Raw genomic sequence first — 24,622 nt, 5'->3', positions numbered from 1 at the left:
ACAAGGTAAGACTTCACTTATGACATACGCATTGGAACTGGAGAAGTTAACCAAGACTTACGCAGGCGGTGTGCAAGCCCTGCGCGGCATTGACTTACGCGTGGAAGCGGGCGATTTCTACGCCCTGCTGGGCCCGAACGGTGCCGGCAAGTCCACGACGATAGGCATTATCAGCTCGCTGGTAAACAAGTCTGCCGGTAAAGTCAGAGTCTTTGGTTACGATATCGACAAGGATATTGTCAACGCCAAGCGCCAGCTCGGGCTGGTCCCGCAGGAGTTCAACTTCAACCCTTTCGAAACCGTGATGCAGGTTGTCGTGAATCAGGCCGGATACTACGGCGTGAAGCGCAGCGATGCCCTGAGCCGCGCCGAAAAATACCTGACCCAGCTGGATCTGTGGGGTAAACGCAACGAGCGCTCCCGCATGTTGTCCGGCGGGATGAAACGCCGTCTGATGATTGCCCGCGCGCTGATGCACGAGCCCAAGCTGCTGATTCTCGACGAACCTACCGCCGGTGTCGACATCGAACTGCGCCGCTCGATGTGGGGCTTTTTGAAAGAGCTGAACGCGCAGGGCACGACGATCATTCTGACAACCCATTACCTTGAAGAAGCCGAGATGCTGTGTCGCAATATCGGCATCATTCAGGGCGGCGAGCTTATCGAGAATACCTCGATGAAATCCTTGCTGGCGAAACAGAAATCCGAAACCTTCGTGCTGGATCTGGCCGCAAAAAGTTCGATTCCCAAGCTCGAAGGCTATCACAGCACGCTGCTGGATACCTCGACGCTGGAAGTCGAAGTGATGCGCGAACAGGGGCTTAACTCGCTGTTCAGTCAATTGAGCAAGCAGGGCGTGCAGGTGCTCAGCATGCGTAACAAGGCCAACCGTCTGGAAGAGCTGTTTGTCACCCTGGTAAACGGCAGTGAGGATAAAAAATAATGTCGCAACTGTATTGGGTGGCACTGAAAAGTATCTGGATGAAAGAGATCAACCGTTTTGGACGTATCTGGGTGCAGACCCTCGTCCCGCCGGTGATTACCATGTCTCTCTACTTCGTCATCTTCGGCAATCTGATTGGTTCGCGCATCGGCGATATGCATGGTTTCAGCTACATGCAGTTTATCGTGCCCGGTCTTATCATGATGTCGGTGATTACCAACTCCTACGCCAACGTCGCGTCGTCGTTCTTCAGCGCCAAGTTCCAGCGCAACATTGAAGAGCTGCTGGTCGCGCCGGTGCCTACGCACGTCGTTATTGCCGGTTATGTTGGCGGCGGTGTGGCGCGCGGTATCTGTGTCGGCATTCTGGTCACCATCATCTCGCTGTTCTTCACGCACCTGCAGATTCATTCCTGGTGGGTGATTGCGCTGACACTGCTGCTGACGGCTATCCTGTTCTCGCTCGGTGGATTGCTGAATGCCGTGTTTGCCACGAGCTTCGATGACATCAGCCTGATCCCGACCTTTGTGCTGACGCCGCTGACCTACCTCGGCGGGGTGTTCTACTCGCTGACGCTGCTGCCGCCAATCTGGCAGGCGGTGTCCAAGCTGAACCCGATTGTCTACATGATAAGCGGATTCCGTTACGGGTTCCTCGGCATCTCCGACGTGCCCCTGATGTTCACCATGCTGGTGCTGGTTGCCTTTATCGTGGTGTTCTATCTGCTGGCCTGGTATCTGATAGAACGCGGTCGCGGTTTGAGAAGCTAACCGTTTTGCCAGACGCCTCTTGAGGCGGCAATAGAAAATATAAAAGAAAACGGGAGCTTGAGGCTCCCGTTTTCTTATGCAGAGAAGGCGGTCAGGCGACCTGAACCGGCACCGCTTTCGCCGTGCGTTTTAGCTGGTTTGCGCCTTCGAAATAGGCCACTTTTGGCTGATGCAGACGAGCATCCGCATCGGGCATCTGCACGTAGGAGCAGATAATCAGCAGGTCGTCGACGCTTGCGCAGTGCGCGGCCGCGCCGTTGACGGAGATAATGCGTGACCCGCGCTCGGCGGCGATGGCGTAGGTCGAAAAGCGTTTGCCATTGGTCACGTTATAGATATCGATAGCCTCGTATTCCAGAATGCCGGAAGCGTCGAGGAAATCCTGATCGATGGCGCAGGAACCTTCGTAATGCAAGTCGGCATGGGTCACGTGGACGCGATGCAATTTACCCTGCAACATGGTACGTATCATATTTTCCCCTTTGTTACCGTAATCAACCTAGCCTTTACATGCCGAACCGTTAAGGGCTAGACCGTTAAATCGACTTCCTGATTATCTATCAGTCGCGCCTTGCCCAGCCAGGCGGCCATCAGGATAACCGCCGACGTGCTGTCGACAGACAAGTCACGCAGCGTTTTCGCGTCGCGGATGAACAGTTCGTCGGGCTGGAAACCGGCGTCACGCAGCTGTTGCGCGCAGTCGGCCAGCAGCTCGTCGACGTGGCGTTCACCCTGCGTCAGTCGCGCGGCCAGCTGGTTCATGATTTTGGCGAGGCGCGGCGCGATTTTTCGCTCGTCGGCCGTGAGATAACCATTACGCGAACTCAGCGCCAGACCGTCTTTCGCGCGGACAGTCGGCACGCCCACGATTTCCAGATCGTATCCCATATCTTCTACCAACGCGCGGATCAGCGCCAGCTGTTGATAGTCTTTTTGCCCGAAACAGGCGACGTCGGGCTGCACGAGATTAAACAGCTTGCTGACGATGGTCGAGACACCGCGAAAATGGCCGGGACGGCTTGCGCCTTCCAGCATGGTCGACAGACCGGGCACGTCGACCTGCGTTTGCAGGGCCAGGCCTTTAGGGTAGATTTCGGCGGGCGCAGGCGCAAACACCAGATCTACGCCGCGCTTGGTCAGCTTCTCGCAGTCTTCCTGCAAGGTGCGCGGATAACGTTCGAGATCGTCGGCGCGTTCGAACTGCATGGGATTGACGAAAATGCTGACGATAACGATGTCGGCCCGCGCCCTGGCTTCATCGACCAGCGTCATGTGGCCCTGATGCAGATTGCCCATCGTCGGCACCAGCGCAATGCGCTTGTTGTTCTGCTTGTAGAAGCGAATTTCGCGGCGCAGCAGCGGAAGAGTTTCAATAATTAACACGATAATGCCTCTGTCTGGTTAATCGAATTTACTGATAACTGTGCTCGATGCCCGGATAAACGCCTTCTTCGACCTCTTTCACATACAAACGCACGGCATCGCGGATGTCACCGGCTTCGGCCAGAAAATCTTTGGCGAACTTGGGAATATGGCCGCCGGTAATGCCGAAGGCGTCGTGCATCACCAGAATTTGTCCGTCGGTCACATTGCCTGCGCCGATGCCGATGACAGGAATGCTCAGCTCTTCGGTGACGCGGCGCGCCAGCTCAACCGGCACACACTCGAGCACCAGCAGTTGCATCCCGGCTTTTTCGAGCGCCAGCGCGTCTTGCAGCAGCTGATTGGCCGCCACTTCGCCACGCCCCTGAATCTTGTAGCCGCCGAAAATATTGACCGACTGCGGGGTCAGGCCGAGATGACCACAGACCGGCACGGCTCTTTCTGTCAGCATGGAAACGGTATCGCACAGCCAGCTTCCGCCTTCGAGCTTGACCATGTTGGCACCTGCGCGCATCAGTTGCGCGGCGCTGTCAAAGGTCTGTTCCGGCGTGGAGTACGTCATGAAAGGCAAGTCGGAAAGCAGCAAGGCCCTGGGCGCGCCACGGCGCACACAGCGCGTGTGATAAACGATATCTTCAAGCAGCACGGGCAGGGTGGAATCGCGCCCCTGAACGACCATGCCGAGGGAATCGCCTATCAGCATGACCGGAATACCCTGCTCGGCAAAGAGTTGTGCAAAACTGGCGTCGTAGGCCGTAATGGTCGCAAATTTGTGCTTGTCGCGTTTCCACTGACGCAGCTGACTCATGGTTGTTGCTTTCATCTTGATGTCTCAACCTTGTATACATTCCAAAAACCTGGCGACTATTCTACAGGAAGGCCCATCAATCACGTAACACCTTTAAAGAAGATGAGAGTTATCGCACAACTTAAGAACAAGCTAAGAAGCGGCGGGTATACTGATTCAAACACGGAACGGCAGACACCACGGGAGCAGGAAGACGATGCGTATCCTACTGATTGAAGACGACAACATGATTGGCGACGGCATCAAGGCGGGCTTGACCCGGCTCGGATTCACCCTCGACTGGTTCAGGGATGGGATCACCGGAAAAAACGCCCTCGACAGCGCGCCCTACGATGCGGTTATCCTGGATTTGAGTCTGCCGGGCATGGACGGTATGCAGTTGCTGCGCGAATGGCGGCAGAGCGGCCGAGACATTCCCGTGCTGATTCTGACCGCGCGCGATGCGCTGGAGCAGCGGGTTGGCGGCCTGCAGGCCGGTGCCGACGATTATCTCTGCAAACCCTTTGCGCTGGTGGAAGTCGCCGCCAGACTCGAAGCGCTGATTCGCCGCCGCCATGGTCAGGTCACGCCCAAAATCAGCCACGGCGCACTCGAATTCGATCCCGCCTCGCGTAGCGTCAGTCTGGATAGCGAGGCGGTGGTGCTGACCTCGCGCGAAGTCGCCGTGCTGGAGCTGTTTCTGCGCAATAAAGGCCGCGTACTGCAACGCCAGACCCTCGAAGAGAAGCTTTACAGCTGGGATCAGGAGGTCAGCAGCAACGCCGTCGAAGTTCACATTCACCATTTGCGGCGCAAGCTGGGCAACGGTTTTATCCGCACGGTTCACGGCGTCGGCTATGTGCTGGGCGATGAAGTGCCGAGCGGTAAGAACCCGTGAAATATTCCCTGAACCTGCGGGCGTTGCGGGGGCGGTTAACGCATCCGAGCCTCAAGCTGCGGCTGATTCTGCTGTTTGCCGTATTGGCTATCGTGACCTGGGTCGTCGCAAGCGGGGCGGCGTGGCAGCAAACGCGCCATAAAATCAACGAGCTGTTTGATACCCAGCAGATGCTGTTCGCCAAACGCCTTGCGACCGCCGGTCTGGGCGAGCAGCTTCAGCGCGGCGATGCCGTTCGTCTGCCCGATACCAAAAAGCTGGTCGACAAGCATCATCGCGGTCATACCGACGACGACGCGCTGGCCTTTGCGATTTTCGATCTACAGGGGCATAGGCTCGTCAACGACGGCGACAACGGCAAAGACATCGTCTTCAACCGCGAGGCGCACGGTTTTATCGACGACAGGCTCAAGGACGATGACGACCGTTGGCGTTTGCTGTGGCTGACCTCGACCGATGGCCGCTATCGTATCGCCGTCGGGCAGGAATACGAGTATCGCGACGACATGGCGTGGGACATGGTAAGCGGCCAGCTGCTGCCGTGGCTCGCCTCGCTGCCGCTGCTGATGCTGGCAATGATAGTCATGCTCAGCCTTGAACTGCGGCCGCTCAAGCGCGTGGCGCAGGCGTTGCAGCATCGCGCCGCCGACGATGCCCGGCCGATTGCAACGGAAAAGGTGCCGGGCGAGGTGCTGCCGCTGGTGCAGTCCCTGAATGCGCTGTTTGCAAGAACACAAACCTTGCTGGTGCGCGAGCGCCGCTTTACCTCCGATGCGGCGCACGAGTTGCGCAGCCCGCTCGCCGCGCTGCGCGTGCAGACGGAAGTGGTGCAGCTGGCGGGGGACGACGAGCGCGTGCGGGACAACGCGGTGAAAAACCTCACCACCAGCATCGATCGCGCCACGCGACTCGTCGACCAGCTTTTAACGCTGTCGCGCCTCGAGTCCTTTACGTCGCTGGACGAGCTTTCCCCGGTCGACTGGCCGGCGCTGGTGACGCAGGCGCTTATCGAGCAGGATGCGGCGGCACATCGCAAAGGCATCGAGCTGGTGCTCGAGCAGCACGGCACGCCGCCTGCAAAGCGCGGTAATCCGCTGCTGCTGTCGATGCTGCTGAGAAATCTGCTCGACAATGCGATTCGCTATTCCGAGGCGGGCAGTCAGGTGCGCGTGACGCTGGACGCCACCGGATTGACGTTGCAGGACGGCGGCCCCGGCATGACAGTCGAAAGCCTTCGGCGGCTCGGCGAACGTTTCTATCGACCTCCGGGCCAGCAGCAAACCGGCAGCGGGCTTGGCATCTCGATCGTGCTGCGTATCGCACAATTGCATGGTATTCAGGTGGATTACCGCAATGCACCCGAAGGCGGTCTGAGAGTTCTGCTAAAGTAGAAGTGGCTTTCCAAAAATCTGTTTTCGCCTGGTTGCTGAAAACATGGCACTTTTATCAAGGATGGGTGTTTTCATGGTGACAAGACGTGACTTGCTGGCTTTTGCCTCTTATTCCGCCGCCTTATCCGCGTTGGGTTTTACTCCTGAAATCTTCGCGGCACAGAAACTCACGCTGGGTCAGGAAGCGGATTTCAGCTATGAAGGATTAATCAGGCAGGCTGAAGCGATGGCCAGAGAGGCCTATGTTGCGCCGACTGCCGTCGCCGAAAGCGCACTCGCCAACATCAATTACGACATCTACCGTAAGATAATCTACAAGCCGGAATATGCGCTGTTTTCGCAGGGCGCAAGCCGGTTTCCGGTCACCTTTTTCAGCGTCAACAGCCTGCACCGCACACCGGTAAAAATGTCGGTGGTCGATAACCATCGTGCGCGCGAGATTCAGCAGGACATCCGCTATTTCTCCTTTCCGGACAACAAGAGCGGTGTATTGCCCGACATCAAGGGCAACGTGTTTGTAGGCTTTCGCGTTTCTGGACAGCCAGCAGACACTGAAAGCCCATTCCGAAAAAGACTGGGTGTCGTTTATCGGGGCTTCCTATTTCCGTGCCGTGGGCGAGCTGGGGCAGTTTGGCCTGTCCGCACGCGGCATCGCCATCAATACCGTGCAGGGCGACAGCGCCGAAGAGTTCCCCGAATTCACCCATTTCTGGTTCGAGACGCCGCACAGCGACAGCAACCAGCTGACTGTTTACGCGCTGCTCGATGGCGCCAGCCTTTGCGGTGCCTATCGGTTTGTCCTGCAACGTACCCAAGGCGTGATCATGGACGTTGACTGCTCGCTGTTTCTTCGCCGCGATGTCGGCCGTTTCGGAATTGCGCCGCAAACCTCGATGTTCTGGTTTTCCAAGATTGCCAAAGGTTCCGCCTCCGACTGGCGGCCGGAAGTGCACGATTCCGACGGGCTGGCCATCTGGACCGGCGCGGGCGAACACATTTGGCGACCGCTCAATAATCCCCTGCAAGTCATCGTCTCGTCATTTGCCGACAACAATCCGCGCGGTTTCGGCCTGATGCAGAAAGAGCGCCATTTCGACAGCTATCTGGGGTCGGTCGGCTACGAGCGGCGTCCGGATCTGTGGGTCGAACCCAAAGGCGAGTGGGGCGAGGGTGCCGTGCAGCTGGTGGAGATCCCGACCGACGATGAAATCTATGACAACATTGTTGCCATGTGGGTGCCAAAACAGCCCGCCAAAGCTGGAAGCCAGCATCAGTTCAGTTACCGTATGCACTGGCTGGCCGACGAGCCCTATCCGTCTGCGCTTGCCCGCTGCGGCGCGACACGGCTCGGCAGGGGCGGCAATCCCGGCGCGTATCCTGGCGGCGGCGCGCGCAAGTTTATGGTCGAATTTTCGGGCAAGGTATTGAATGACTTGCCGGCCGACGCCAAACCCGAGGCCTCGGTGTCCAGCTCGCGCGGCACGCTTGAGGGTATCAAGGTAGAGAAGTCGCCGGGGCCGAACAAAAACTGGCGGGCCTTTTTTGATTTGCACGTCGACGGCAAGGAGCCGGTCGAACTCAGGCTGTATCTTAAACTCGGGGAGAAAACGCTGTCTGAAACCTGGCTGTATCAATATCTCCCGTTCGAGTCCTCGCCGAGGCCTTTGCAGGGAGTGTGATTACCAGCGGGTCAGGCCATTGGTTGGCACGCGCGTGAGTAAATCCTTGAGGGATTCGCCGTCGGGGAAGACCAGATCGGGGGCGATATCGGCGAGCGGATAAAGCATGAATTCGCGGTTTTTCATGTCGTAATGCGGCACGATAAGCCGGTCGGTCTTGATAACGTCATTGCCGTACAGCAGCATGTCGAGGTCCAGCGTGCGTGGCCCCCAACGCTCGGCTTTACGCACGCGGCCCTGATTCAGTTCGATACCCTGCGTGCCGTCGAGCAGTTCATGCGCGGGCAACTGCGTGTCGAGTGCAACCACGGCATTGAGGAAATCGGGCTGATTCTGCGGACCCAGAGGTTTGCTGCGGTAGAAGGGGAAGTCTGAACCAGACGCGTACGAGGTAGGTGCGCCAGAGCTTCCAGCGCACAGTTTACCTGGTCTACGGGCTTGGCAAGATTGCTGCCAAGCGCGATGTAGACCCGAATCATTGATTGCTACCCGAGCGCGGGGCGCGCTTGCGAGGGCGGCGAGTCCGATTGCGACGCGGCGGCGCATCGTCGCCCAGCGTACCCAGCATGTTTTTCTGCGAGGCCGGTGTCGCTTCCTGGAATTCGCCCCACCACTGCGTCAGGCTCAGCAGTTCGCGGTGTTGCTCCACCTCGGCGCGCAGGGCCAGCAGGTCATACGCGGCGCGGAACTTCGGATGCTCCATCAGCTTGTGCGCACGCTTGCCCTGACGGCGAGACAGACGCAGCTGAAGGGACCAGATATCACGCACCAGCGTGGTAATACGCTTGGGTATCGCGAGTGAACGGCACTGCTCGTCGAGCACGTCGTTCATCGCCAGCGAGAAGGCGTCGTAATAGGTCAGACCGCCTTCCTGCGCCAGTTTCTGCGCATGTTCGATAACCGGATACCACAGCATCGCGGCAAACAGGAACGCCGGGTTGACGCGCATGTCGTTGTGCAGACGGTGATCGGTATTCTTCAATACCTGATCCAGAATACGTTCCATCGGGCTGTCGCCGCGCTCGGTAAACTGACGCGCGATAAGCGGGAACAGCGGCTGGAACAGCTGATATTCACGCAGCAGTTGCGCGGTTCTGAAACCATAACCGGCTTGCAGCAGCTTGAGCGACTCTTCAAACAGACGCGCAGGCGGGATTTCGTGCAGCAGCGAAGCCAGACGCGGAATAGGTTCGGCGGTTTCGTCGCTGATGGTCATGTCCAGCTTGGCGGCAAAACGCACGGCGCGCAGCATACGCACCGGATCTTCGCGGTAGCGCGTTTCTGGGTCACCAATCAGACGGATAACGCCGTCTTTCAGATCTTTCAGGCCGCCGGTGTAATCACGCAGCGTGAAGTCCGAAATGCCGTAATAGAGGCTGTTGATGGTGAAATCGCGGCGCTGGGCATCTTCTTCGATGGAGCCAAAGATGTTGTCGCGCAGCAGCATGCCGTTCTGGGCCTGCTGGGAAAGATTTTTGTCGTCGGTTTCCTGCACCTGTTCGTGGTGACCGCGGAAGGTGGCGACTTCGATGATTTCCGGGCCAAACATGACGTGGGCCAGACGGAAACGGCGACCGACCAGACGGCAGTTGCGGAACAGTTTGCGCACCTGCTCCGGCGTGGCGTTGGTGGTAATATCAAAGTCTTTCGGTTTTTTGTGCAGCAGCAGATCGCGTACGCCGCCGCCGACCAGATAGGCTTCGTAACCTGACTTGTTCAGGCGATAGAGTACCTTCAGCGCGTTGTCGCTGATGTCTCTGCGCGAAATGTCGTGGCCGTCGCGCGGGACAATCGTCATGTTGCCGGACGTGGCCTCGACGGGCTTGCTCACAGGTTTTTGCTGTGCAGAGTGCGTGCGTGGCGCAGGACGTGGCGCGCTGCGTCTTTCCTGCTGAACCGGCGCAGGGGCCTTCACGTGTTCAACTTCAGGAGAAGTGATGGGATCGCGGTGGCCGTTATCATCGGGAACAGGAGCCTCTTCACGGATGACTTTATCTTCACGAACTAGCACCTTACGGCAAAAATTGGCTACTCGGGTAAAAATGGTACACCTCGATAGTGTCGGATAAAAATGGCGCAACTTGAAAACAGCGGCTAATCATAGCTCACACTGGCAAATCGTGGAACTTTTTCCAACGACCAATGCGCCACTGCCCAGCGTAATAATAAAGGCAAAGATAAATCCTGCCAGCATTCTGGTAAAGATTGTCCTAAAAATAGCAGGGTCTGCACAAGTAAAGGACGCGGATCGCCACCCGGCAGCGCGGGGGCGTGATTTTGCTTGGAGAGCTTGTCGCCGTTGGCGTTGACGGCCAGCGGCAAATGCACATAGCCGGGCGCGGGCAGCCCGAGATGACGATACAGCGACAACTGGCGAACGGTCGGCGCAATCAGGTCCGCCCCGCGAACAATATGATTCACACCCTGAAAATGATCGTCAATCACCACGGCGAGGTTATAGGCAAACAGCCCGTCGCGGCGACGAATAATGAAATCTTCTTCGGCAAGCGCGGCGTCGGCAATAAACTCGCCCTGCAATTCGTCGGTGAAGCGGCTGACCGGCAGCGTCTGCACCAGCCGAATCGCCGCGTTCTCAGGGCCGTGTCCAGCAAGACGGCAATGCCCGTCATAGGTGCCGCCCAGCTGGGTAATGCGCTGGCGAGTGCAGGTGCAATAATAGCTTTTGCCCTGTCGATGCAGCCAGTCCAGCGTTTCGCGATAGGCTTCATGGCGTGTTGACTGCCACACTACCTCGCCGTCCCATTCCAGTCCGTATTGTTCGAGTGTCGCCAGAATCCTGTCTGCGCTACCTGCCACTTCACGCGGCGGGTCGAGATCGTCAATGCGCACGAGCCATTGTCCACCCTGCGAACGGGCGTGCAGATAACTGCCGAGTGCGGCAATCAGTGAACCAAAATGGAGGTCGCCTGAAGGCGAAGGAGCGAAACGACCAATATAGGATGATGTGGACATTGCGGGGATCTTTTAGGGAATAGAGCGGTGGGCTAAAACATTGCGCCACCGCTCTGACTTCCTAAACTTAGCCAGCCATCTGCTTTTCGCGGATTTCTGCCAGAGTTTTACAGTCAATACACAGATCAGCGGTCGGACGAGCTTCAAGACGGCGGATACCAATCTCTACGCCACAGGATTCACAAAAACCGAAATCCTCGTCTTCCACTTTTTTCAGCGTCTTCTCGATCTTCTTGATCAATTTACGCTCGCGATCGCGGTTGCGCAATTCCAGGCTGAACTCTTCTTCCTGAGTGGCACGGTCTGCCGGGTCAGGGAAGTTAGCGGCTTCTTCCTGCATGTGCGTAACGGTACGATCGACTTCATCCCTGAGCTGATTACGCCATGCTTCAAGAATTTTTTTGAAGTGGGTCAGCTGGGCGTCATTCATGTACTCTTCGCCTGGCTTCTCTTGATACGGCTCCACCCCAGCGATGGCGAGAATGCTCAGGGACGAGGCTTTACGGGTTTTCCCTTCTTGCATGATGCTTCTCCTACATAACGCACTATCGATCCCCAACGGGGAAAAAATCAGGCCGCTATAAATACCAGAAGGAAACGAGGTTGGCAATTGATCATCACGACCCCTTGACAGGCCTGTGAGGGAAAGCGTATTCGCACCCGACGGTTTTAGCTGCTGACGACTTCAGTTCGGGGTCATTCTTTTCGACACGGACAACAGCTTATCGAAAGGCCATGACCAACGGCAGCCGCTCTGCGAGGTGAATTCCCCCGGCGGAGAGTTCGGCACCGTAACACATCACTTCGACACCGTTTTTTTGCACCTGCGTCAATAATTCTGCGTAGCGGGGATCAATATGGTGTGCCGCAGCCACAGTTTCAATGCCTGAATGCAATACAGCGAAAAAAGTACCGTTCGCTGACCCTGTTCTGCCATCGCTTCCAGCTCTCGCAGGTGCTTCTGGCCGCGCAGCGTAACTGCATCAGGAAAATAACCACAACCTTGTTGCAGCAACGTGACAGATTTCACTTCAATATAGCAGTTGGGTCTGTCTTGCGCCTGTAACAACAAGTCGATACGGCTATTTTCAGAACCATACCGTACTTCTGCGGCAAGATTACTGTAACCGGATAATTCGGGGATCCGCTGTTGCTCGATGGCCTCGCGCACCAGTTGATTGGCCCGCAGCGTGTTGACGCAGATCCAGTCGCCGACCTGGGTCTGGCACAGTTCCCAGCTGTGGGCATATTTTCGTTTCGGATTGTCTGATGTGGAATACCAGACCGTATCGCCCGGCGTGGCGCAGCCGGTCATTGCGCCGGTGTTGGCGCAGTGCAGCGTCAATTCGCGGCCGTCCGGGGTTATGACATCGGCAAGAAAACGCTTGTAGCGCCTGATAAGGGTGGCCGATTGCAGCGGCGGATAAAATTGCATGAAGATTCTCGATTATTCGCAGGATGAGGGCATGACAAGCGGCCAGCTTTGCAGACACTGATAGCGGGTACGGCCACGAAGATAGCGGGATTCATACAGGCCGAACTCGGTGGCATCGAGCTGCCACTGCGGCGTGGCGGCAGGCAGCGCGACGGGGCGTGTGGCACCGCGCAGCAGCGAAATATGCGGATGAAACGGCAGCGTCGACTGATGACAGCCGTTGCGCGCCGCGTGCGATCGCAGCAGGGAAGCCAGCTGCAACAGGGCATTGGGCGCACGCCGGGTGCCGAGCCACACGACGCCCGGACGCGGCCAGTGGCCGAGGTCATCGAGTGTCAGGCTAAAGGTGGGCGAGTGGATGCGCCCTGCGATGTCGCGCAGCGCCGCCGCCCTGGCCTCGCTAATCTCGCCCAGAAAAGCCAGCGTAAGATGCAGATTGGCCGCCGCCACCGGTCGCCCCGCGTCCTGTTCGAAATGGGCGGCGCGCCACCGGATAACGCGCCGCTGCAGCGCGGGCGGCAGAGCAAGAGCAAAGAACAGGCGGCGTGATTCGGACATGCAATTTCCTTGGTGTGGCTCGTGGCGTCAGGGTGCCGCCTGGCGGCGGCAGGGCTAAATGCTACAATTCATCCCGCCCGGCGACAATTTTTTCTATTACAATGCCCGCCAAGATAATGAATCACTCATGGAGACGCTGTGTCCTCACTGCCCGTCAGTGCCGTACTCGACCCGATTATTACTGCGCTGCAACAGGCGCCGCAGGTATTGCTGCATGCGCCTACCGGCGCGGGTAAATCAACCTGGCTTCCGCTGAAAATCCTTGAATCCGGCATTATTCCCGGCAAAATCCTGTTGCTCGAACCGCGCAGGCTGGCGGCCAAAAGTGTTGCCTATCGTCTGGCGCAGCAACTGAATGAGCAGCCCGGCGACACGGTGGGTTACCGGATGCGTGCCGAGACGAAAATCAGCGCAGCAACCCGTCTCGAAGTCGTTACCGAAGGCATTCTGACCCGCATGGTACAGCAGGATCCCGAGCTTGCCGAATACGGGCTGGTTATCCTCGACGAATTCCACGAGCGCAGTTTGCAGGCCGATCTCGCGCTGGCGCTGCTGCTCGACGTTCAGCAGGGGCTGCGCGAAGACCTGCGTCTGCTGATTATGTCGGCCACGCTCGACAACGCGCGGCTCTCGCCGCTTCTGCCCGATGCGCCCGTGATTGTCTCCGAAGGGCGCAGTTTCCCCGTGGCGCGCCATTACCTGCCGCTCGCCAGTCACGAAAGGCTGGACGAAGGTGTGGCGCGTATCGTCAGCCGACTAATGGCCGAAAACAGCGGTTCGATGCTGCTGTTTTTGCCGGGTGTGGCCGAAATAACCCGCATCCACCATCTGCTGAATGGGCGTCTGCGTGACGATATCGATGTCTGCCCGCTTTACGGCGCGCTGTCGCTCGATCAACAGCAAAAAGCCATTCACCCTGCGCCGACCGGTCGACGAAAAGTAGTACTGGCGACCAATATTGCCGAAACCAGCCTGACGATTGAAGGGATTACGCTGGTGGTGGACAGCGGCCTCGAGCGATCCGCGCAGTTCGATCCGCGCAGCGGCCTGACGCGTCTGGTCACCCAGCGCATCAGTCAGGCGGCGATGACTCAGCGCGCCGGACGTGCAGGGCGACTTGAACCCGGCCAATGCTGGCATCTGTTTGGCAAGGATCAGGCCGAACGCGCCGCCGCCCAGAGCGAAGCCGAAATTTTGCAGAGTGACCTGAGTGGATTGTGGCTCGAACTCCTACAGTGGGGCTGTCAGGATCCCGCGCAGTTAACCTGGCTCGACGCGCCGCCCGCCGTAGCGCTGAACGTCGCACAGCAGCTGCTTGCCTCGCTCGGCGCGGTGGATGAGCAGGGCAGATTGAGCGCGCTGGGCCACAGCATGGCGCAACTCGGCTGCGAACCGCGACTGGCCGCCATGCTGGTACACGCCGATCGGCAGGGCAGTGACGCGCTGGCGACGGCGGCACTGCTGGCGGCTATCATCGAAGAGCCGCCGCGCGGTGGGCAACCCGATATCGACTACTGGCTGAGCCGTCCGCAACCGCACTGGCAGCGGCGCGCACGCCAGCTTGCGCAGCGGCTGTCGCGAACCTCGGGGCAGATAGATAGCAGTCTTGCGCCGTGGCTGCTGGCCGAAGCCTTTAGTGATCGTATCGCCGAACGTCGTGGGCTTGACGGCCGTTATCTGCTGGCCAACGGCCTGGGGGCCTCGCTGTCGCAGGACGATGCGCTAAGCCGCGCCGCCTGGCTGGTTGCGCCGCAGCTGTTGCAGGGAAACCACAGTCCCGATGCACGTATCCTGCTGGCAATCAGCCTTGACGTCAGCCAGCTCGCGGCGCGCCTGCCAAAGAAAGTTAAAGAGCAGACCGCCGTGGAATGGGATGAAGAAAAAGGCACGCTGCGCGCATGGCGGCGCTGGCAGGTGGGGCGTCTGGTGCTGAAAGCCCAGCCGCAGGCCAAACCGGCAGATGAAGATTTGCAGCAGGCGTTGATCGACTGGATCCGCGGTCAGGGGTTGCAGGCGCTGAGCTGGTCGGTGCCTGCCGAGCAGCTGCGCATTCGCCTAAGCTGCGCCGCAAAATGGCTACCCGAAAGCGACTGGCCCGCGGTTGATTCTCAAAGTCTGCTGGACTCTCTCGAGCAGTGGCTTTTGCCGTCGTTAAACGGCGTGCGCAGCCTGCGGGCGCTGCAACAGGTTGATCTGCATGACGCGCTGCTGCGACTCCTTAACTGGAATCAGCGCCAGCGTCTTGACGCGAATTTACCCACCCATTACACCGTTCCGACTGGCAGCCGGCTGCCAATCCGCTATCATAGCGACCAGCCGCCGACGCTGTCGGTGCGGTTGCAGGAGATGTTTGGCGAGCAGCGCAGCCCAATGCTGGCCGAAGGGCGCGTTGCGGTGGTGCTTGAGCTGCTTTCTCCGGCACATCGCCCGTTGCAGATAACCCGCGATCTCGCCGCCTTCTGGCAAGGTTCGTATCGTGAAGTGCAGAAAGAGATGAAAGGCCGCTATCCCAAGCATCCGTGGCCGGATAATCCCGCCGAGGCTGCACCGACCCGTCGGGTCAAAAAATACAGCTAGTTTTCAGACCTTTCTTCTATTATTGGGGAAAGTCGGAGCACAGAGTAAGCGCCAGTTTTTACCCGGCATTATTCAAAAGCCTCTATTTTAAATAACCGCAGTCCCGTTGATGACTGCAGTAAACATTATCCGGCACGTATTTCGCTGGGTCTGATGGAGATTAAGTATGTCAGGCGATGATCGCGAGCCGATTGGCCGTAAAGGCAAACCGTCACCCCCAAGCCCACCCGTGGGCGTCCTGTGTTTCGCAGACGCGATGACGAAGATGATGAGTACTATGATGATGATGTTAGTCCCAATGCAGTCCCTCAGGAGCCGCGTATGACCCGTAAGTCCGGGAAGAAAGGCGGCAGCAAGAAGCCCCGCAAGGCACGCCGCTGGCTAGGACTGCTTATCAAGCTGTTCCTGGTGTTCGTGGTGATTATGGCCGCCTATGGCGTCTATCTGGATTCCGAGATCCGCAGCCGCATCGACGGTAAAGTCTGGCAACTGCCTGCCGCCGTCTATGGCCGCATGGTGACGCTGGAGCCGGGTTCTCCCTACACTCAGAAAGAGATGATCAACCTGCTTGAGGGTACCCAGTACCGTCAGGTGACGCGCATCACGCGCCCCGGCGAATTCAGCGTGAAAGGCGGCAATATCGATATGCTGCGCCGTCCGTTTGATTTCCCGGACGGTAAAGAAGGGCAAATCAACGCCCGTCTTATCTTCAAGGGCAATCAGCTCGCCGAGATCAAAAATACCGATAACAATCGCGATTTCGGGATCTTCCGTCTCGATCCGCGTCTGATAACCATGCTGCAATCGCCAAACGGCGAGCAACGCCTGTTCGTGCCGCGCGCCGGGTTCCCGGACCTGCTGGTTCAGACGCTGATTGCCACCGAAGACCGCCACTTCTACGAGCACGACGGCATCAGCCCGTACTCGATAGGCCGCGCATTCCTGGCGAACATCACCGCCGGACACGCGGTGCAGGGCGGCAGTACGCTGACCCAGCAGCTGGTCAAGAACCTGTTCCTGACCAATCAGCGCACCCTGTGGCGTAAAGCCCGCGAAGCCTATATGGCGGTGCTGATGGACGCGCGCTACAGCAAGGATCGCATTCTCGAGCTGTATCTCAACGAGGTCTATCTGGGGCAGAGCGGTTCGGATCAGATTCGCGGCTTCCCGCTGGCGAGCCTGTACTACTTTGGCCGTCCGGTTGACGAGCTGAGCCTCGATCAGCAGGCGCTGCTGGTCGGCATGGTCAAAGGGGCGTCTCTGTACAACCCTTGGCGCAACCCGACGCTTGCGCTGCAACGCCGCAATCTGGTGCTGCGTTTGCTCCAGGAACAGGGCGTTATCGACAAAGAGCTGTACGACATGCTCTCGGCGCGTCCTCTTGGCGTGCAGCCTAAAGGCGGCGTGATTTCGCCTCAGCCTGCGTTTATGCAGATGGTGCGTCAGGAATTGCAGCAGAAACTGGGTGACAAAATTGCCCAGATGTCCGGCGTGAAGATCTTTACCACGCTGGATCCGATTGCGCAGGACGGCGCGGAAAAAGCGGTGGAAGAGGGTATTCCGCAGCTTCGCAAACGCAGCGGATTTAAAGATATTGAAACGGCGATGGTGATTGTCGACCGTTATACCGGCGAAGTGCGGGCGATGGTCGGCGGGGCGGAAACGCAGTTTGCCGGCTTCAACCGCGCCATGCAGGCACGTCGTCAGGTGGGGTCACTGGCAAAACCGGCGACCTATCTGACCGCGTTGAGCGATCCGAACAAATACCGTCTGAATACCGTGCTGGCCGACCAGCCGCTGGCCATCAAGCTGTCGAACGGCCAGACCTGGTCGCCGCACAACGACGATAACCAGTTCCGTGGACAGGTTCTGCTGGTCGATGCGCTGGCGCGTTCTATGAACGTGCCGACGGTAAACCTCGGCATGTCGGTCGGTCTGGATGACATTACCAAGACGCTCATCAATCTGGGTGTGCCGAAAACGTCGCTGAACCAGACGCCGTCCATGCTGCTCGGCGCGATTGCCCTGACGCCGATGGAAGTGGCCCAGGAGTATCAGACCATTGCCAGCGGCGGCGACAAGGCACCGCTGTCGGCGGTGCGTTCCGTGATTGGTGATGACGGCACCGTGCTGTATCAGAGCTATCCGCAGGCTGAACGCGTGGTGCCGTCCGAAGCGGCCTATCTGACGCTGTACGCGATGCAGCAAGTGGTGTCCGAAGGGACCTCGCGTGCGCTGGCGGTGAAGTATCCGAAACTGCATCTGGCGGCGAAAACCGGGACCTCGAACGAACTGCGCGATAGCTGGTTTGCGGGTATCGATGGCAACCAGGTGGCGATTACCTGGGTCGGCCGCGACAACAACGGACCTTCCAAACTGTGGGGTTCAACCGGTGCGCTGGCGCTGTACAGCCGATACCTCGGCAACATTACGCCAATGCCGCTGGACCTTCAGGTGCCGGACGACGTCAGCATGATGAACGTTGATGACGGCGGTAACTTTATCTGTAATTCAGGCGGCGGTTTGCTGTCCGGCGGCGGGCTGCGTACGCTTCCGGTCTGGACCGACGATGCCAACGCGCTGTGTCAGGCTTCGCAGGCCGCGGCTTATCAGCAGCAACAGCAACAGCAACAGCAGCAGCTTTTGCAGCAGCAACAGGGTCAGCAGCAGGGCCAGCAGCCGCAGCAACAGCAGCAACCGCAGGATGAGCAGAAAGACAGTAATGGTGTCGCAGGATGGATAAAAGACATGTTCGGCAGTAAATAAGGCCGACAGCGCTATTTTCCTTAAGTCTTAAGCGATATCGATGACAAAATACAAAGCGCGATGCCCATCGCGCTTTTTTCGCCTTTCGTCAGGCCGCGCAGACTCTGGCCTCTCTGCCTTTTGACCCCAGAGATTACAGGGTTAACAAGACTTCTTCGTCTAAGTGTTCAAAGTAAATGCTCTTGCAACTTTCGGAGGGTTGAGCATATAGTGCGATCGTTATAATAATAATTATCGTTTCTATTCCTATTCCAATATCTCCAGAGAGAAAACAATGGCCACTATGCGCGCGCCGTATGTGAAAAACGGCTCAACTCGACTGCTCCCGACTACACTCGCATTAACTATCGCTACGACATTGGCTGGCATTACTTTTCAAGCGGTTGCCGCCGAAACAGCGCCGAGTGCGCCAAAAAATGACACTATCACGGTTGTTGGCGATGGCGCATCCAACGTCGCGCCGGAGTCCGCGTGGGGTCCCGCGCCGACCATCGTCGCCAAACACAGCGCCACCGGAACAAAAACCGACACTCCACTCGTCAAGACGCCGCAGTCTATCTCTGTGGTAACGCGTGAAGAAATGGACATGCGCCAGCCAACAACGGTGAAAGAAGCGCTGAGCTACGCGCCGGGTGTGTTCGCCAGCCGTGGCAGTTCAAGCACTTACGATGCGCTCGCCATTCGCGGCTTTACGTCGGTCAATACCAATCAGTATCTGGACGGCATCAAGCTGCAAGGCGACAACTACTCCGAAGTGTCGATGGACCCGTATTTCCTGGAGCGCGTCGAATTGCTGCGTGGTCCGGCTTCCGTCCTGTATGGCAAGAGTAATCCGGGCGGTGTGGTGTCGATGGTCAGCAAGCGTCCTACCACCGAACCTCTGCACGAAGTGCAGTTCAAGATGGGATCCGACAGCCTTTATCAGACCGGTTTTGATTTCAGCGATGCCATTGACGATGCAGGTGTCTATTCCTACCGGTTAACCGGCGTGGCGCATAGCCAGAATACCCAGCAGGTGCTGGCCAAAGAGAAGCGTTTCGCGATTGCGCCGTCCTTTAGCTGGCGTCCTGACGACAAGACGACCTTTACCTTCCTGAGCAATTTCCAGGACGATCCGGATTCGGGCTTCTATGGCTGGTTGCCGCGTCAGGGCACAGTCGTGCCGTACAATGATGCCAACGGCAATGCCCGCAAACTCTCTACCGACTTCAACGACGGTGACGCCAACAGCAAGCTGTCGCGTAATCAGAAGATGGTCGGCTACAGTTTCGATCATCAGTTCGACGACACCTGGACCGTGCGCCAAAACCTGCGCTACACCAAGATCAACAGCAAATATACCGGCGTTTATGACACCGGTTATGTGGCACCGGCGCAAATCTCCCGTGCTTCGGTGGTTTCCGCCGAGAAGCTGAATAACTTTGACGTCGATACCCAGGCACAGGCCAAATTCGCGACGGCGACCGTCGATCACACCTTGCTGATGGGCGTTGACTACATGCGCATGAGCAACAGCATCGACGCGGATTACGGCACGGCCAGCAATCTGAGCCTGACCAACCCGGACTACAGCAACTCCAATGCGCAGGGCGGTTTCCTCTATAACGTGTTGAATCGTCAGGAGCAAACGGGCCTTTATCTTCAGGATCAGGCCGAGTGGAACCACTGGATCCTGACCGCCGGCGGTCGTTACGACATTGCCAAAACTTCGACACTGACCCGTACCACGGGCACAACGGCCGAAATCAAGGATCACCGCTTCACCTGGCGCGGCGGTCTTAACTATCTGTTCGACAACGGCATTTCTCCTTACTTCAGCTACAGCCAGTCCTTCGAACCTACCTCCGGTTCGACAGCGGGCGGTACGCCGTTCAAGCCTTCCATCGGCAAACAGTACGAAGCCGGTCTGAAATACATTCCTGAAGATCGTCCAATCAGCCTGACAGCCGCGGTTTATCAGCTGACCAAAGACAACAACCTGACCGTTGACCCTGATAACACCTTTGCCAGCGTGCAATCCGGGGTAATTCGTTCACGCGGTGTGGAGCTTGAAGCCAAAGCCGCCGTAAATGCCAATATTAATGTTATCGCTTCGTATACCTTTACCGATGCGAAATACACGCACGATACCAACTACGAAGGCCAGCGTCCGGTGGAAGTGCCGCGCAACATGGCGTCCCTGTGGGCGGATTACACCTTCCACGAGTCGGCGCTGAGTGGTCTGACGGTGGGTTCCGGCGTGCGTTACGTCGGCGCGACATCAAGCTTGTACACGACCGGTTCCGATACCAATCAGCCGTTTAACGTGGCGAGCTACACCCTTGTCGATGCGACTGTGAAATATGATTTGGGACGTTTCGGCCTGCCGGGCTCTTCCGTGGGTGTCAATGTCAACAACCTGTTCGATCGCGAATACGTTGCCAGCTGCTACCGTGATTACGCCTGCTATTGGGGCACCGATCGCCAGATAGTCGCGACGGCAACCTTCCGCTTCTAACGGGGTTTGCACGTAGAAAATCATCGGGCGCATCGTCGAATGCGCCCGAGTCACATAACGATAGGCCATTATGAAAACAGAACAGCAAGAGGCGCTCGACGACAGCGTTTATCGGCTGGACGAGGTCAGTTTCACCGTACCGGGACGGACCTTGCTGGCGCCACTTTCTCTCTCTTTTCCCCAGCGAAAAGTGTATGGCCTGATTGGTCACAACGGCTCCGGAAAATCGACCTTGCTTAAAATGCTGGGTCGCCATCAACCCGCCTCCTCGGGAAACGTGCTGCTCAATGAAAAACCGGTCGACCAGTGGGACAGCAAAGCTTTTGCCCGCCAGGTGGCCTATCTTCCGCAGCAGCTTCCGGCCGCGGAAGGCATGACGGTCAGCGAGCTGGTGGCTATCGGTCGCTATCCCTGGCACGGCGCGCTGGGGCGTTTTCGACAAAATGATCGCGAAAAGGTCGAGGAGGCTATCGCGCTGGTGGGGCTTAAACCTTTTGCCCAACGCCTTGTAGACAGCCTCTCCGGCGGCGAACGCCAGCGCGCCTGGCTGGCAATGATGGTCGCGCAGGACAGCCGTTGCCTGCTGCTCGACGAGCCGACCTCCGCGCTGGACATCGCCCATCAGGTCGATGTGCTGGCGCTTATCCAGCGCCTGAGCCATGAGAAAGGGCTGACGGTGATTGCCGTGCTGCATGACATCAACATGGCCGCCCGCTACTGCGATCGCCTCGTGGCGCTGCGCGGCGGCAGGATGATTGCCGAGGGCAGCCCCGAAGAGATGATGCGAAGCGACGTGCTGGAGCAGGTGTACGGGATCCCGATGGGAACAGTGCCGCATCCCGGCGGTGGAGCGCCAATAAGCTATCCACTCCTTGCCTGAGGCGGCATCGATGCATGCCGTCTTGGCGCAATGCCAATAATTTTGCGGATTGGACCCTGATGAATAATTTTTTTGATACTACGTTAACCCGTCGTCGAGTATTGCAGGCGATGGCACTGGCACCGCTGGTGGCGGCGTTGCCTGCGCACAGTGCGCCGAACATCGATTTAACGCGCATCATCGCGCTTGAATGGCTGCCCGCCGAGCTGCTGATGGCGCTGGGCGTAACACCCTGGGGCGTCGCCGACATTCCCAACTACAACCTGTGGGTCGAAGCGCCGAAGCTGCCTTCGTCGGTGATTGAGGTTGGACAACGCACCTCGCCGAACATGGAACTGATGCAGCAGATGAATCCCTCGCTGATATTGATATCACAGGGTTATGGACCTAAAGCCAGTCAGCTGACGCCCATCGCGCCCGTGCTGACCGTGACCGCCAACGACGGCAGCGGGCATCCGCTGCAACAGGCCATTCGTTCACTCAACAGGCTGGCGGACTATCTTGGCCTGCAACAGCGCGCGGCCGCGCATCTGCAAACCTATCACGACACCCTTGTACAAACTCGCCGGAGAGTGAAATCGGCGGCCGATCGCCCGATCCTGCTGTTTTCATTTCTCGATAAGCGCCACGTGCTGGTGTTTGGCGAAGGCAGTCTGTTGCAGGAGGTGATGACCGATGTCGGTCTGCGCAATGCCTGGGACGGCGAGAAAAATTACTGGGGCAGCGTTACCGTGGGCATCGAGCGGCTGGCGTCTATCAAGCATGCCCGTGCACTGTGCTTCGACCACGGAAGTGGGGCGATTATCGATGAGGTTTCCCGCTCGCCCCTGTGGCAGTCGCTGCCTTTTGTACGTGAAAAGCAGCTCAGTATTGTGCCTGCCGTATGGTTTTATGGCGCGACGCTTTGCGCCATGCGCTTTTGTCACATCTTGTCGGACTCGCTCGGGAAGCCTGTATGAATCGCCGCTCACTCAGCCAGACGCTGACGCTGCTCGTTTTTATCGCGGCTCTCTGCGTACTGCTCAATCTGTTCAATCTGCATCGACAACTGCCTTTTACCCTGTGGCGCGAAGCGCTGTGGCAACCCGATAGCGACGATGTTCGCCAGATGCTGTTTCATTACAGCCTGCTGCCGCGCTCTGCGGTGGCGCTGCTGGCCGGTGCCGGACTCGGGCTGGTCGGCCTGCTGTTTCAGCAGGTACTGCGCAATCCTCTTGCCGAACCCTCGACGCTGGGCGTGTCCGCCGGAGCGCAGCTGGGTCTGACGATAGCCACCCTGTGGAGCCTGCCGGGCGGAGAAATTACCCAGCAATTCGCCGCCATGCTGGGCGCGATTACCGTGGGTCTGCTGGTCTTTGGCGTCGCCTGGGGCAAGAGAATGTCACCGGTGACGCTCATCCTTGCGGGACTGGTACTCGGCCTTTACTGTGGCGCGGTCAGCAGCCTGCTTGGGCTGTTTAACTATCAGCAACTGCAAAGCCTGTATATCTGGAGTACCGGTTCGCTGAACCAGCAGGACTGGAGCACGGCGAGTTTCCTGCTGCCGCGCGTTGCGGTGGTGTGGCTGCTGGCATTTTTGCTCCAGCGCCCGATGACGCTGCTGGGTCTCGACGACGGTGTGGCAAAAAATCTCGGACTGGGGCTTTCCGCCGCGCGGTTCATCGTGTTGGCGCTCGCCATTCTGATGAGTGCGCAGCTAGTTAATGCGGTCGGCATCATCGGGTTTATCGGCCTGTTTGCCCCCTTGCTGGCGAAGATTCTGGGCGCGCGTCGTCTGGTGTCGCGTCTGATTTTGGCTCCGCTTATCAGCGCGTTGCTGCTGTGGCTGACCGACCAGATTGTCCTGTGGCTAAGCGGCGTATGGTTCGAAGTCTCGACGGGGGCCGCCACGGCGCTGGTAGGCGCGCCGATTCTGCTCTGGCTCCTGCCGCGCCTGCGCCATAGCGCCGTACCCCCGCCGATGAATCAGGGTGATCATGTGCCCCATGAGCGCCATCATCTTGCCCGCTGGATGCTGCTGGCAGGCGTGCTGATGCTGGCCGGACTGGCCGTGGCGCTGTGCTTTGGCCGCAACGTGCAAGGCTGGCACTGGTCGATGGGACACGAGCTGACCCGATTGTTGCCGTGGCGTACGCCGCGCGTGTTTGCCGCCCTTGCGGCAGGCGTGATGCTCGCCTCGGCCGGGGTCATCATTCAGAAGCTGACCGGAAATGCGATGGCAAGCCCCGAAGTGCTGGGCATCAGCTCGGGTGCCGCATTTGGTGTGGTGCTGATGCTGTTTCTGGTTCCCGGCGATGCGTTTGCGTGGCTGCTGCCCGCCGGCAGTCTGGGTGCCGGAATCACCCTGTTGATCATCATGCTTATTTCGGGAATGCGCAGTTTCTCGCCCGAGCGCATGCTGCTGACGGGCATTGCGCTCAGCACAGCCTACAACACGGTGCTGGTGCTGCTTCTTGCCAGCGGCGATCCGCGGATGGGCGATCTGCTGTCGTGGATTTCAGGTTCTACCTATTCGGTGACAGCCGCTCAGGCATGGCGCAGCGGCATTATTGCTGTCGTCTTGCTGGCGTTGGTGCCGTTCTGCCGCCGCTGGATAGGCATCCTGCCGCTTGGCAGCGTGACGGGGCGCTCGATTGGGATGGCGTTAACCTCCAGTCGAATCACGCTGCTGGCGCTGGCCGCCGTGATGACCGCCGTCGCGACGCTTACCGTCGGGCCGATGAGTTTTATCGGACTGATGGCGCCGCACATGGCGCGAATGCTGGGTTTCAGACGCGCCATACCTCAATGGATGGTAGCAAGCGCACTGGGCGGAGTATTGATGGTACTGGCCGACTGGTGTGGCCGCATGATCCTGTTCCCGAACCAGATACCGGCAGGACTGTTGGCGACCTTCATCGGCGCACCTTACTTTGTCTATCTGTTACGTAAACAAGCCTCATAAATCAGGAAATCTTCAGCGCGTAATCAGGAATTGATCAGGGAATGATCAGGATTACGCGTAAGACGTTTCAAGTTTTCCTTAAAAAAATATTCCCTAACCTATGGGCGAGGGAATGAGAAAATTATCTGGCTTGATAAAAAA

17 protein-coding genes and 4 pseudogenes are annotated in these 24,622 nt (G+C 58.2%); 12 read left to right on the top strand and 9 right to left on the bottom strand.

The features are described from left to right. Positions 1-19: 19 nt before the first annotated feature. Positions 20-943, top strand: a complete 924-nt coding sequence (locus O1V66_RS14195; RefSeq protein WP_045048524.1) for an ABC transporter ATP-binding protein — start codon at positions 20-22, stop codon at positions 941-943. After that, complete coding sequence (locus O1V66_RS14190; protein ID WP_045048525.1) at positions 943-1,713, top strand: ABC transporter permease; 771 nt, start codon at positions 943-945, stop codon at positions 1,711-1,713. Before O1V66_RS14195 ends, O1V66_RS14190 begins: the two co-directional genes overlap by 1 nt. A gap of 91 nt (positions 1,714-1,804) precedes the next feature. Here the strand turns inward: O1V66_RS14190 and panD are convergent, their stop codons facing one another. The 3 genes from panD to panB are packed head-to-tail and all read right to left on the bottom strand — an operon-like array spanning position 1,805 to position 3,919. Continuing rightward, complete coding sequence (panD, locus tag O1V66_RS14185; protein ID WP_045048526.1) at positions 1,805-2,185, bottom strand: aspartate 1-decarboxylase; 381 nt, start codon at positions 2,183-2,185, stop codon at positions 1,805-1,807. A 56-nt stretch (positions 2,186-2,241) separates the two neighbouring features. Then, positions 2,242-3,096: a pantoate--beta-alanine ligase gene (panC, locus tag O1V66_RS14180; RefSeq protein ID WP_045048527.1), complete on the bottom strand. Its 855-nt coding sequence runs from the start codon at positions 3,094-3,096 to the stop codon at positions 2,242-2,244. Positions 3,097-3,124: 28 nt separating this feature from the next. Beyond that, positions 3,125-3,919 carry a 3-methyl-2-oxobutanoate hydroxymethyltransferase gene (gene panB / locus O1V66_RS14175; protein ID WP_045048528.1) on the bottom strand — a complete coding sequence of 265 codons (795 nt, stop codon included), beginning with the start codon at positions 3,917-3,919 and terminating at the stop codon, positions 3,125-3,127. A gap of 181 nt (positions 3,920-4,100) precedes the next feature. On the opposite strand from panB, the gene qseB reads away from it, so the two are divergent. From qseB to O1V66_RS14155, 4 genes and pseudogenes are all read left to right on the top strand, one after another. Next, on the top strand, positions 4,101-4,781 hold the full coding sequence (gene qseB, locus O1V66_RS14170) for a quorum sensing response regulator transcription factor QseB (protein ID WP_045048529.1): 681 nt from the start codon (positions 4,101-4,103) through the stop codon (positions 4,779-4,781). Beyond that, positions 4,778-6,172 carry a quorum sensing histidine kinase QseC gene (qseC, locus tag O1V66_RS14165; RefSeq protein ID WP_414058390.1) on the top strand — a complete coding sequence of 465 codons (1,395 nt, stop codon included), beginning with the start codon at positions 4,778-4,780 and terminating at the stop codon, positions 6,170-6,172. The genes qseB and qseC overlap by 4 nt, the downstream gene beginning before the upstream one ends. A 43-nt stretch (positions 6,173-6,215) precedes the next feature. After that, positions 6,216-6,656: pseudogene (locus tag O1V66_RS21780) on the top strand (glucan biosynthesis protein); the annotation flags it as partial. Positions 6,657-6,750: 94 nt separating this feature from the next. Continuing rightward, positions 6,751-7,851: an OpgD/OpgG family glucan biosynthesis protein gene (locus tag O1V66_RS14155; protein WP_269127795.1), complete on the top strand. Its 1,101-nt coding sequence runs from the start codon at positions 6,751-6,753 to the stop codon at positions 7,849-7,851. Here O1V66_RS14155 and folK read toward each other — a convergent pair. The 6 genes and pseudogenes from folK to thpR all read right to left on the bottom strand — a co-directional run bounded on the left by folK (position 7,852) and on the right by thpR (position 12,817). Continuing rightward, a pseudogene (gene folK / locus O1V66_RS14150) lies at positions 7,852-8,330 on the bottom strand (2-amino-4-hydroxy-6-hydroxymethyldihydropteridine diphosphokinase). After that, positions 8,327-9,649: a polynucleotide adenylyltransferase PcnB gene (gene pcnB, locus O1V66_RS14145; RefSeq protein WP_045048613.1), complete on the bottom strand. Its 1,323-nt coding sequence runs from the start codon at positions 9,647-9,649 to the stop codon at positions 8,327-8,329. Before pcnB ends, folK begins: the two are co-directional and overlap by 4 nt. 296 nt (positions 9,650-9,945) lie before the next feature. Further along, a complete protein-coding gene (gene gluQRS, locus O1V66_RS14140) occupies positions 9,946-10,824 on the bottom strand; it encodes a tRNA glutamyl-Q(34) synthetase GluQRS (protein ID WP_045048532.1) in 879 nt (292 codons plus the stop codon). A gap of 67 nt (positions 10,825-10,891) precedes the next feature. Further along, positions 10,892-11,347, bottom strand: coding sequence for an RNA polymerase-binding protein DksA (gene dksA, locus O1V66_RS14135; protein ID WP_045048533.1), 456 nt, complete (start codon positions 11,345-11,347; stop codon positions 10,892-10,894). Positions 11,348-11,657: 310 nt separating this feature from the next. Next, positions 11,658-12,259 (bottom strand): annotated as a pseudogene (sfsA, locus tag O1V66_RS14130) (DNA/RNA nuclease SfsA); the annotation flags it as partial. Positions 12,260-12,271: 12 nt separating this feature from the next. Next, a complete protein-coding gene (thpR, locus tag O1V66_RS14125) occupies positions 12,272-12,817 on the bottom strand; it encodes an RNA 2',3'-cyclic phosphodiesterase (RefSeq protein ID WP_045048535.1) in 546 nt (181 codons plus the stop codon). Positions 12,818-12,955: 138 nt separating this feature from the next. Here thpR and hrpB point away from each other — a divergent pair, with 138 nt between their 5' ends. From hrpB to fhuB, 6 genes and pseudogenes are all read left to right on the top strand, one after another. Then, the gene (gene hrpB, locus O1V66_RS14120) at positions 12,956-15,394 is read left to right on the top strand and encodes an ATP-dependent helicase HrpB (protein WP_045048536.1); all 2,439 of its coding nucleotides are present in this window, start codon (positions 12,956-12,958) and stop codon (positions 15,392-15,394) included. A gap of 166 nt (positions 15,395-15,560) precedes the next feature. Continuing rightward, a pseudogene (gene mrcB, locus O1V66_RS14115) lies at positions 15,561-18,160 on the top strand (bifunctional glycosyl transferase/transpeptidase). A gap of 274 nt (positions 18,161-18,434) precedes the next feature. Next, positions 18,435-20,657: a ferrichrome porin FhuA gene (gene fhuA / locus O1V66_RS14110; RefSeq protein ID WP_045048538.1), complete on the top strand. Its 2,223-nt coding sequence runs from the start codon at positions 18,435-18,437 to the stop codon at positions 20,655-20,657. Between the two features lie 70 nt (positions 20,658-20,727). After that, positions 20,728-21,537 (top strand): Fe3+-hydroxamate ABC transporter ATP-binding protein FhuC, encoded by an 810-nt coding sequence (gene fhuC, locus O1V66_RS14105; RefSeq protein ID WP_045048539.1) that lies wholly within the window; start codon positions 20,728-20,730, stop codon positions 21,535-21,537. Between the two features lie 59 nt (positions 21,538-21,596). Beyond that, positions 21,597-22,496 carry a Fe(3+)-hydroxamate ABC transporter substrate-binding protein FhuD gene (fhuD, locus tag O1V66_RS14100; protein ID WP_045048614.1) on the top strand — a complete coding sequence of 300 codons (900 nt, stop codon included), beginning with the start codon at positions 21,597-21,599 and terminating at the stop codon, positions 22,494-22,496. Continuing rightward, positions 22,493-24,481, top strand: a complete 1,989-nt coding sequence (fhuB, locus tag O1V66_RS14095; protein WP_045048540.1) for a Fe(3+)-hydroxamate ABC transporter permease FhuB — start codon at positions 22,493-22,495, stop codon at positions 24,479-24,481. Before fhuD ends, fhuB begins: the two co-directional genes overlap by 4 nt. The last annotated feature ends 141 nt before the right edge of the window (positions 24,482-24,622 follow it).

This window comes from Rouxiella chamberiensis (assembly GCF_026967475.1).
GTDB lineage: Bacteria > Pseudomonadota > Gammaproteobacteria > Enterobacterales > Enterobacteriaceae > Rouxiella > Rouxiella chamberiensis.
The sequence above is the reverse complement of the archived record's forward strand: the minus strand, read 5'-3'. Positions and strand labels throughout refer to the sequence as shown.

Bases quoted from the DNA above. Each gene is read 5' to 3' on its own strand.
- fhuD (WP_045048614.1), top strand. From the start codon at position 21,597: ATGAATAATTTTTTTGATACTACGTTAACCCGTCGTCGAGTATTGCAG.
- qseB (WP_045048529.1), top strand. From the start codon at position 4,101: ATGCGTATCCTACTGATTGAAGACGACAACATGATTGGCGACGGCATC.
- fhuC (WP_045048539.1), top strand. From the start codon at position 20,728: ATGAAAACAGAACAGCAAGAGGCGCTCGACGACAGCGTTTATCGGCTG.
- fhuA (WP_045048538.1), top strand. From the start codon at position 18,435: ATGGCCACTATGCGCGCGCCGTATGTGAAAAACGGCTCAACTCGACTG.
- panD (WP_045048526.1), bottom strand. From the start codon at position 2,185: ATGATACGTACCATGTTGCAGGGTAAATTGCATCGCGTCCACGTGACC.
- thpR (WP_045048535.1), bottom strand. From the start codon at position 12,817: ATGTCCGAATCACGCCGCCTGTTCTTTGCTCTTGCTCTGCCGCCCGCG.
- O1V66_RS14195 (WP_045048524.1), top strand. From the start codon at position 20: ATGACATACGCATTGGAACTGGAGAAGTTAACCAAGACTTACGCAGGC.
- fhuB (WP_045048540.1), top strand. From the start codon at position 22,493: ATGAATCGCCGCTCACTCAGCCAGACGCTGACGCTGCTCGTTTTTATC.
- panB (WP_045048528.1), bottom strand. From the start codon at position 3,919: ATGAAAGCAACAACCATGAGTCAGCTGCGTCAGTGGAAACGCGACAAG.
- O1V66_RS14190 (WP_045048525.1), top strand. From the start codon at position 943: ATGTCGCAACTGTATTGGGTGGCACTGAAAAGTATCTGGATGAAAGAG.
- dksA (WP_045048533.1), bottom strand. From the start codon at position 11,347: ATGCAAGAAGGGAAAACCCGTAAAGCCTCGTCCCTGAGCATTCTCGCC.
- pcnB (WP_045048613.1), bottom strand. From the start codon at position 9,649: ATGACGATTGTCCCGCGCGACGGCCACGACATTTCGCGCAGAGACATC.
- gluQRS (WP_045048532.1), bottom strand. From the start codon at position 10,824: ATGTCCACATCATCCTATATTGGTCGTTTCGCTCCTTCGCCTTCAGGC.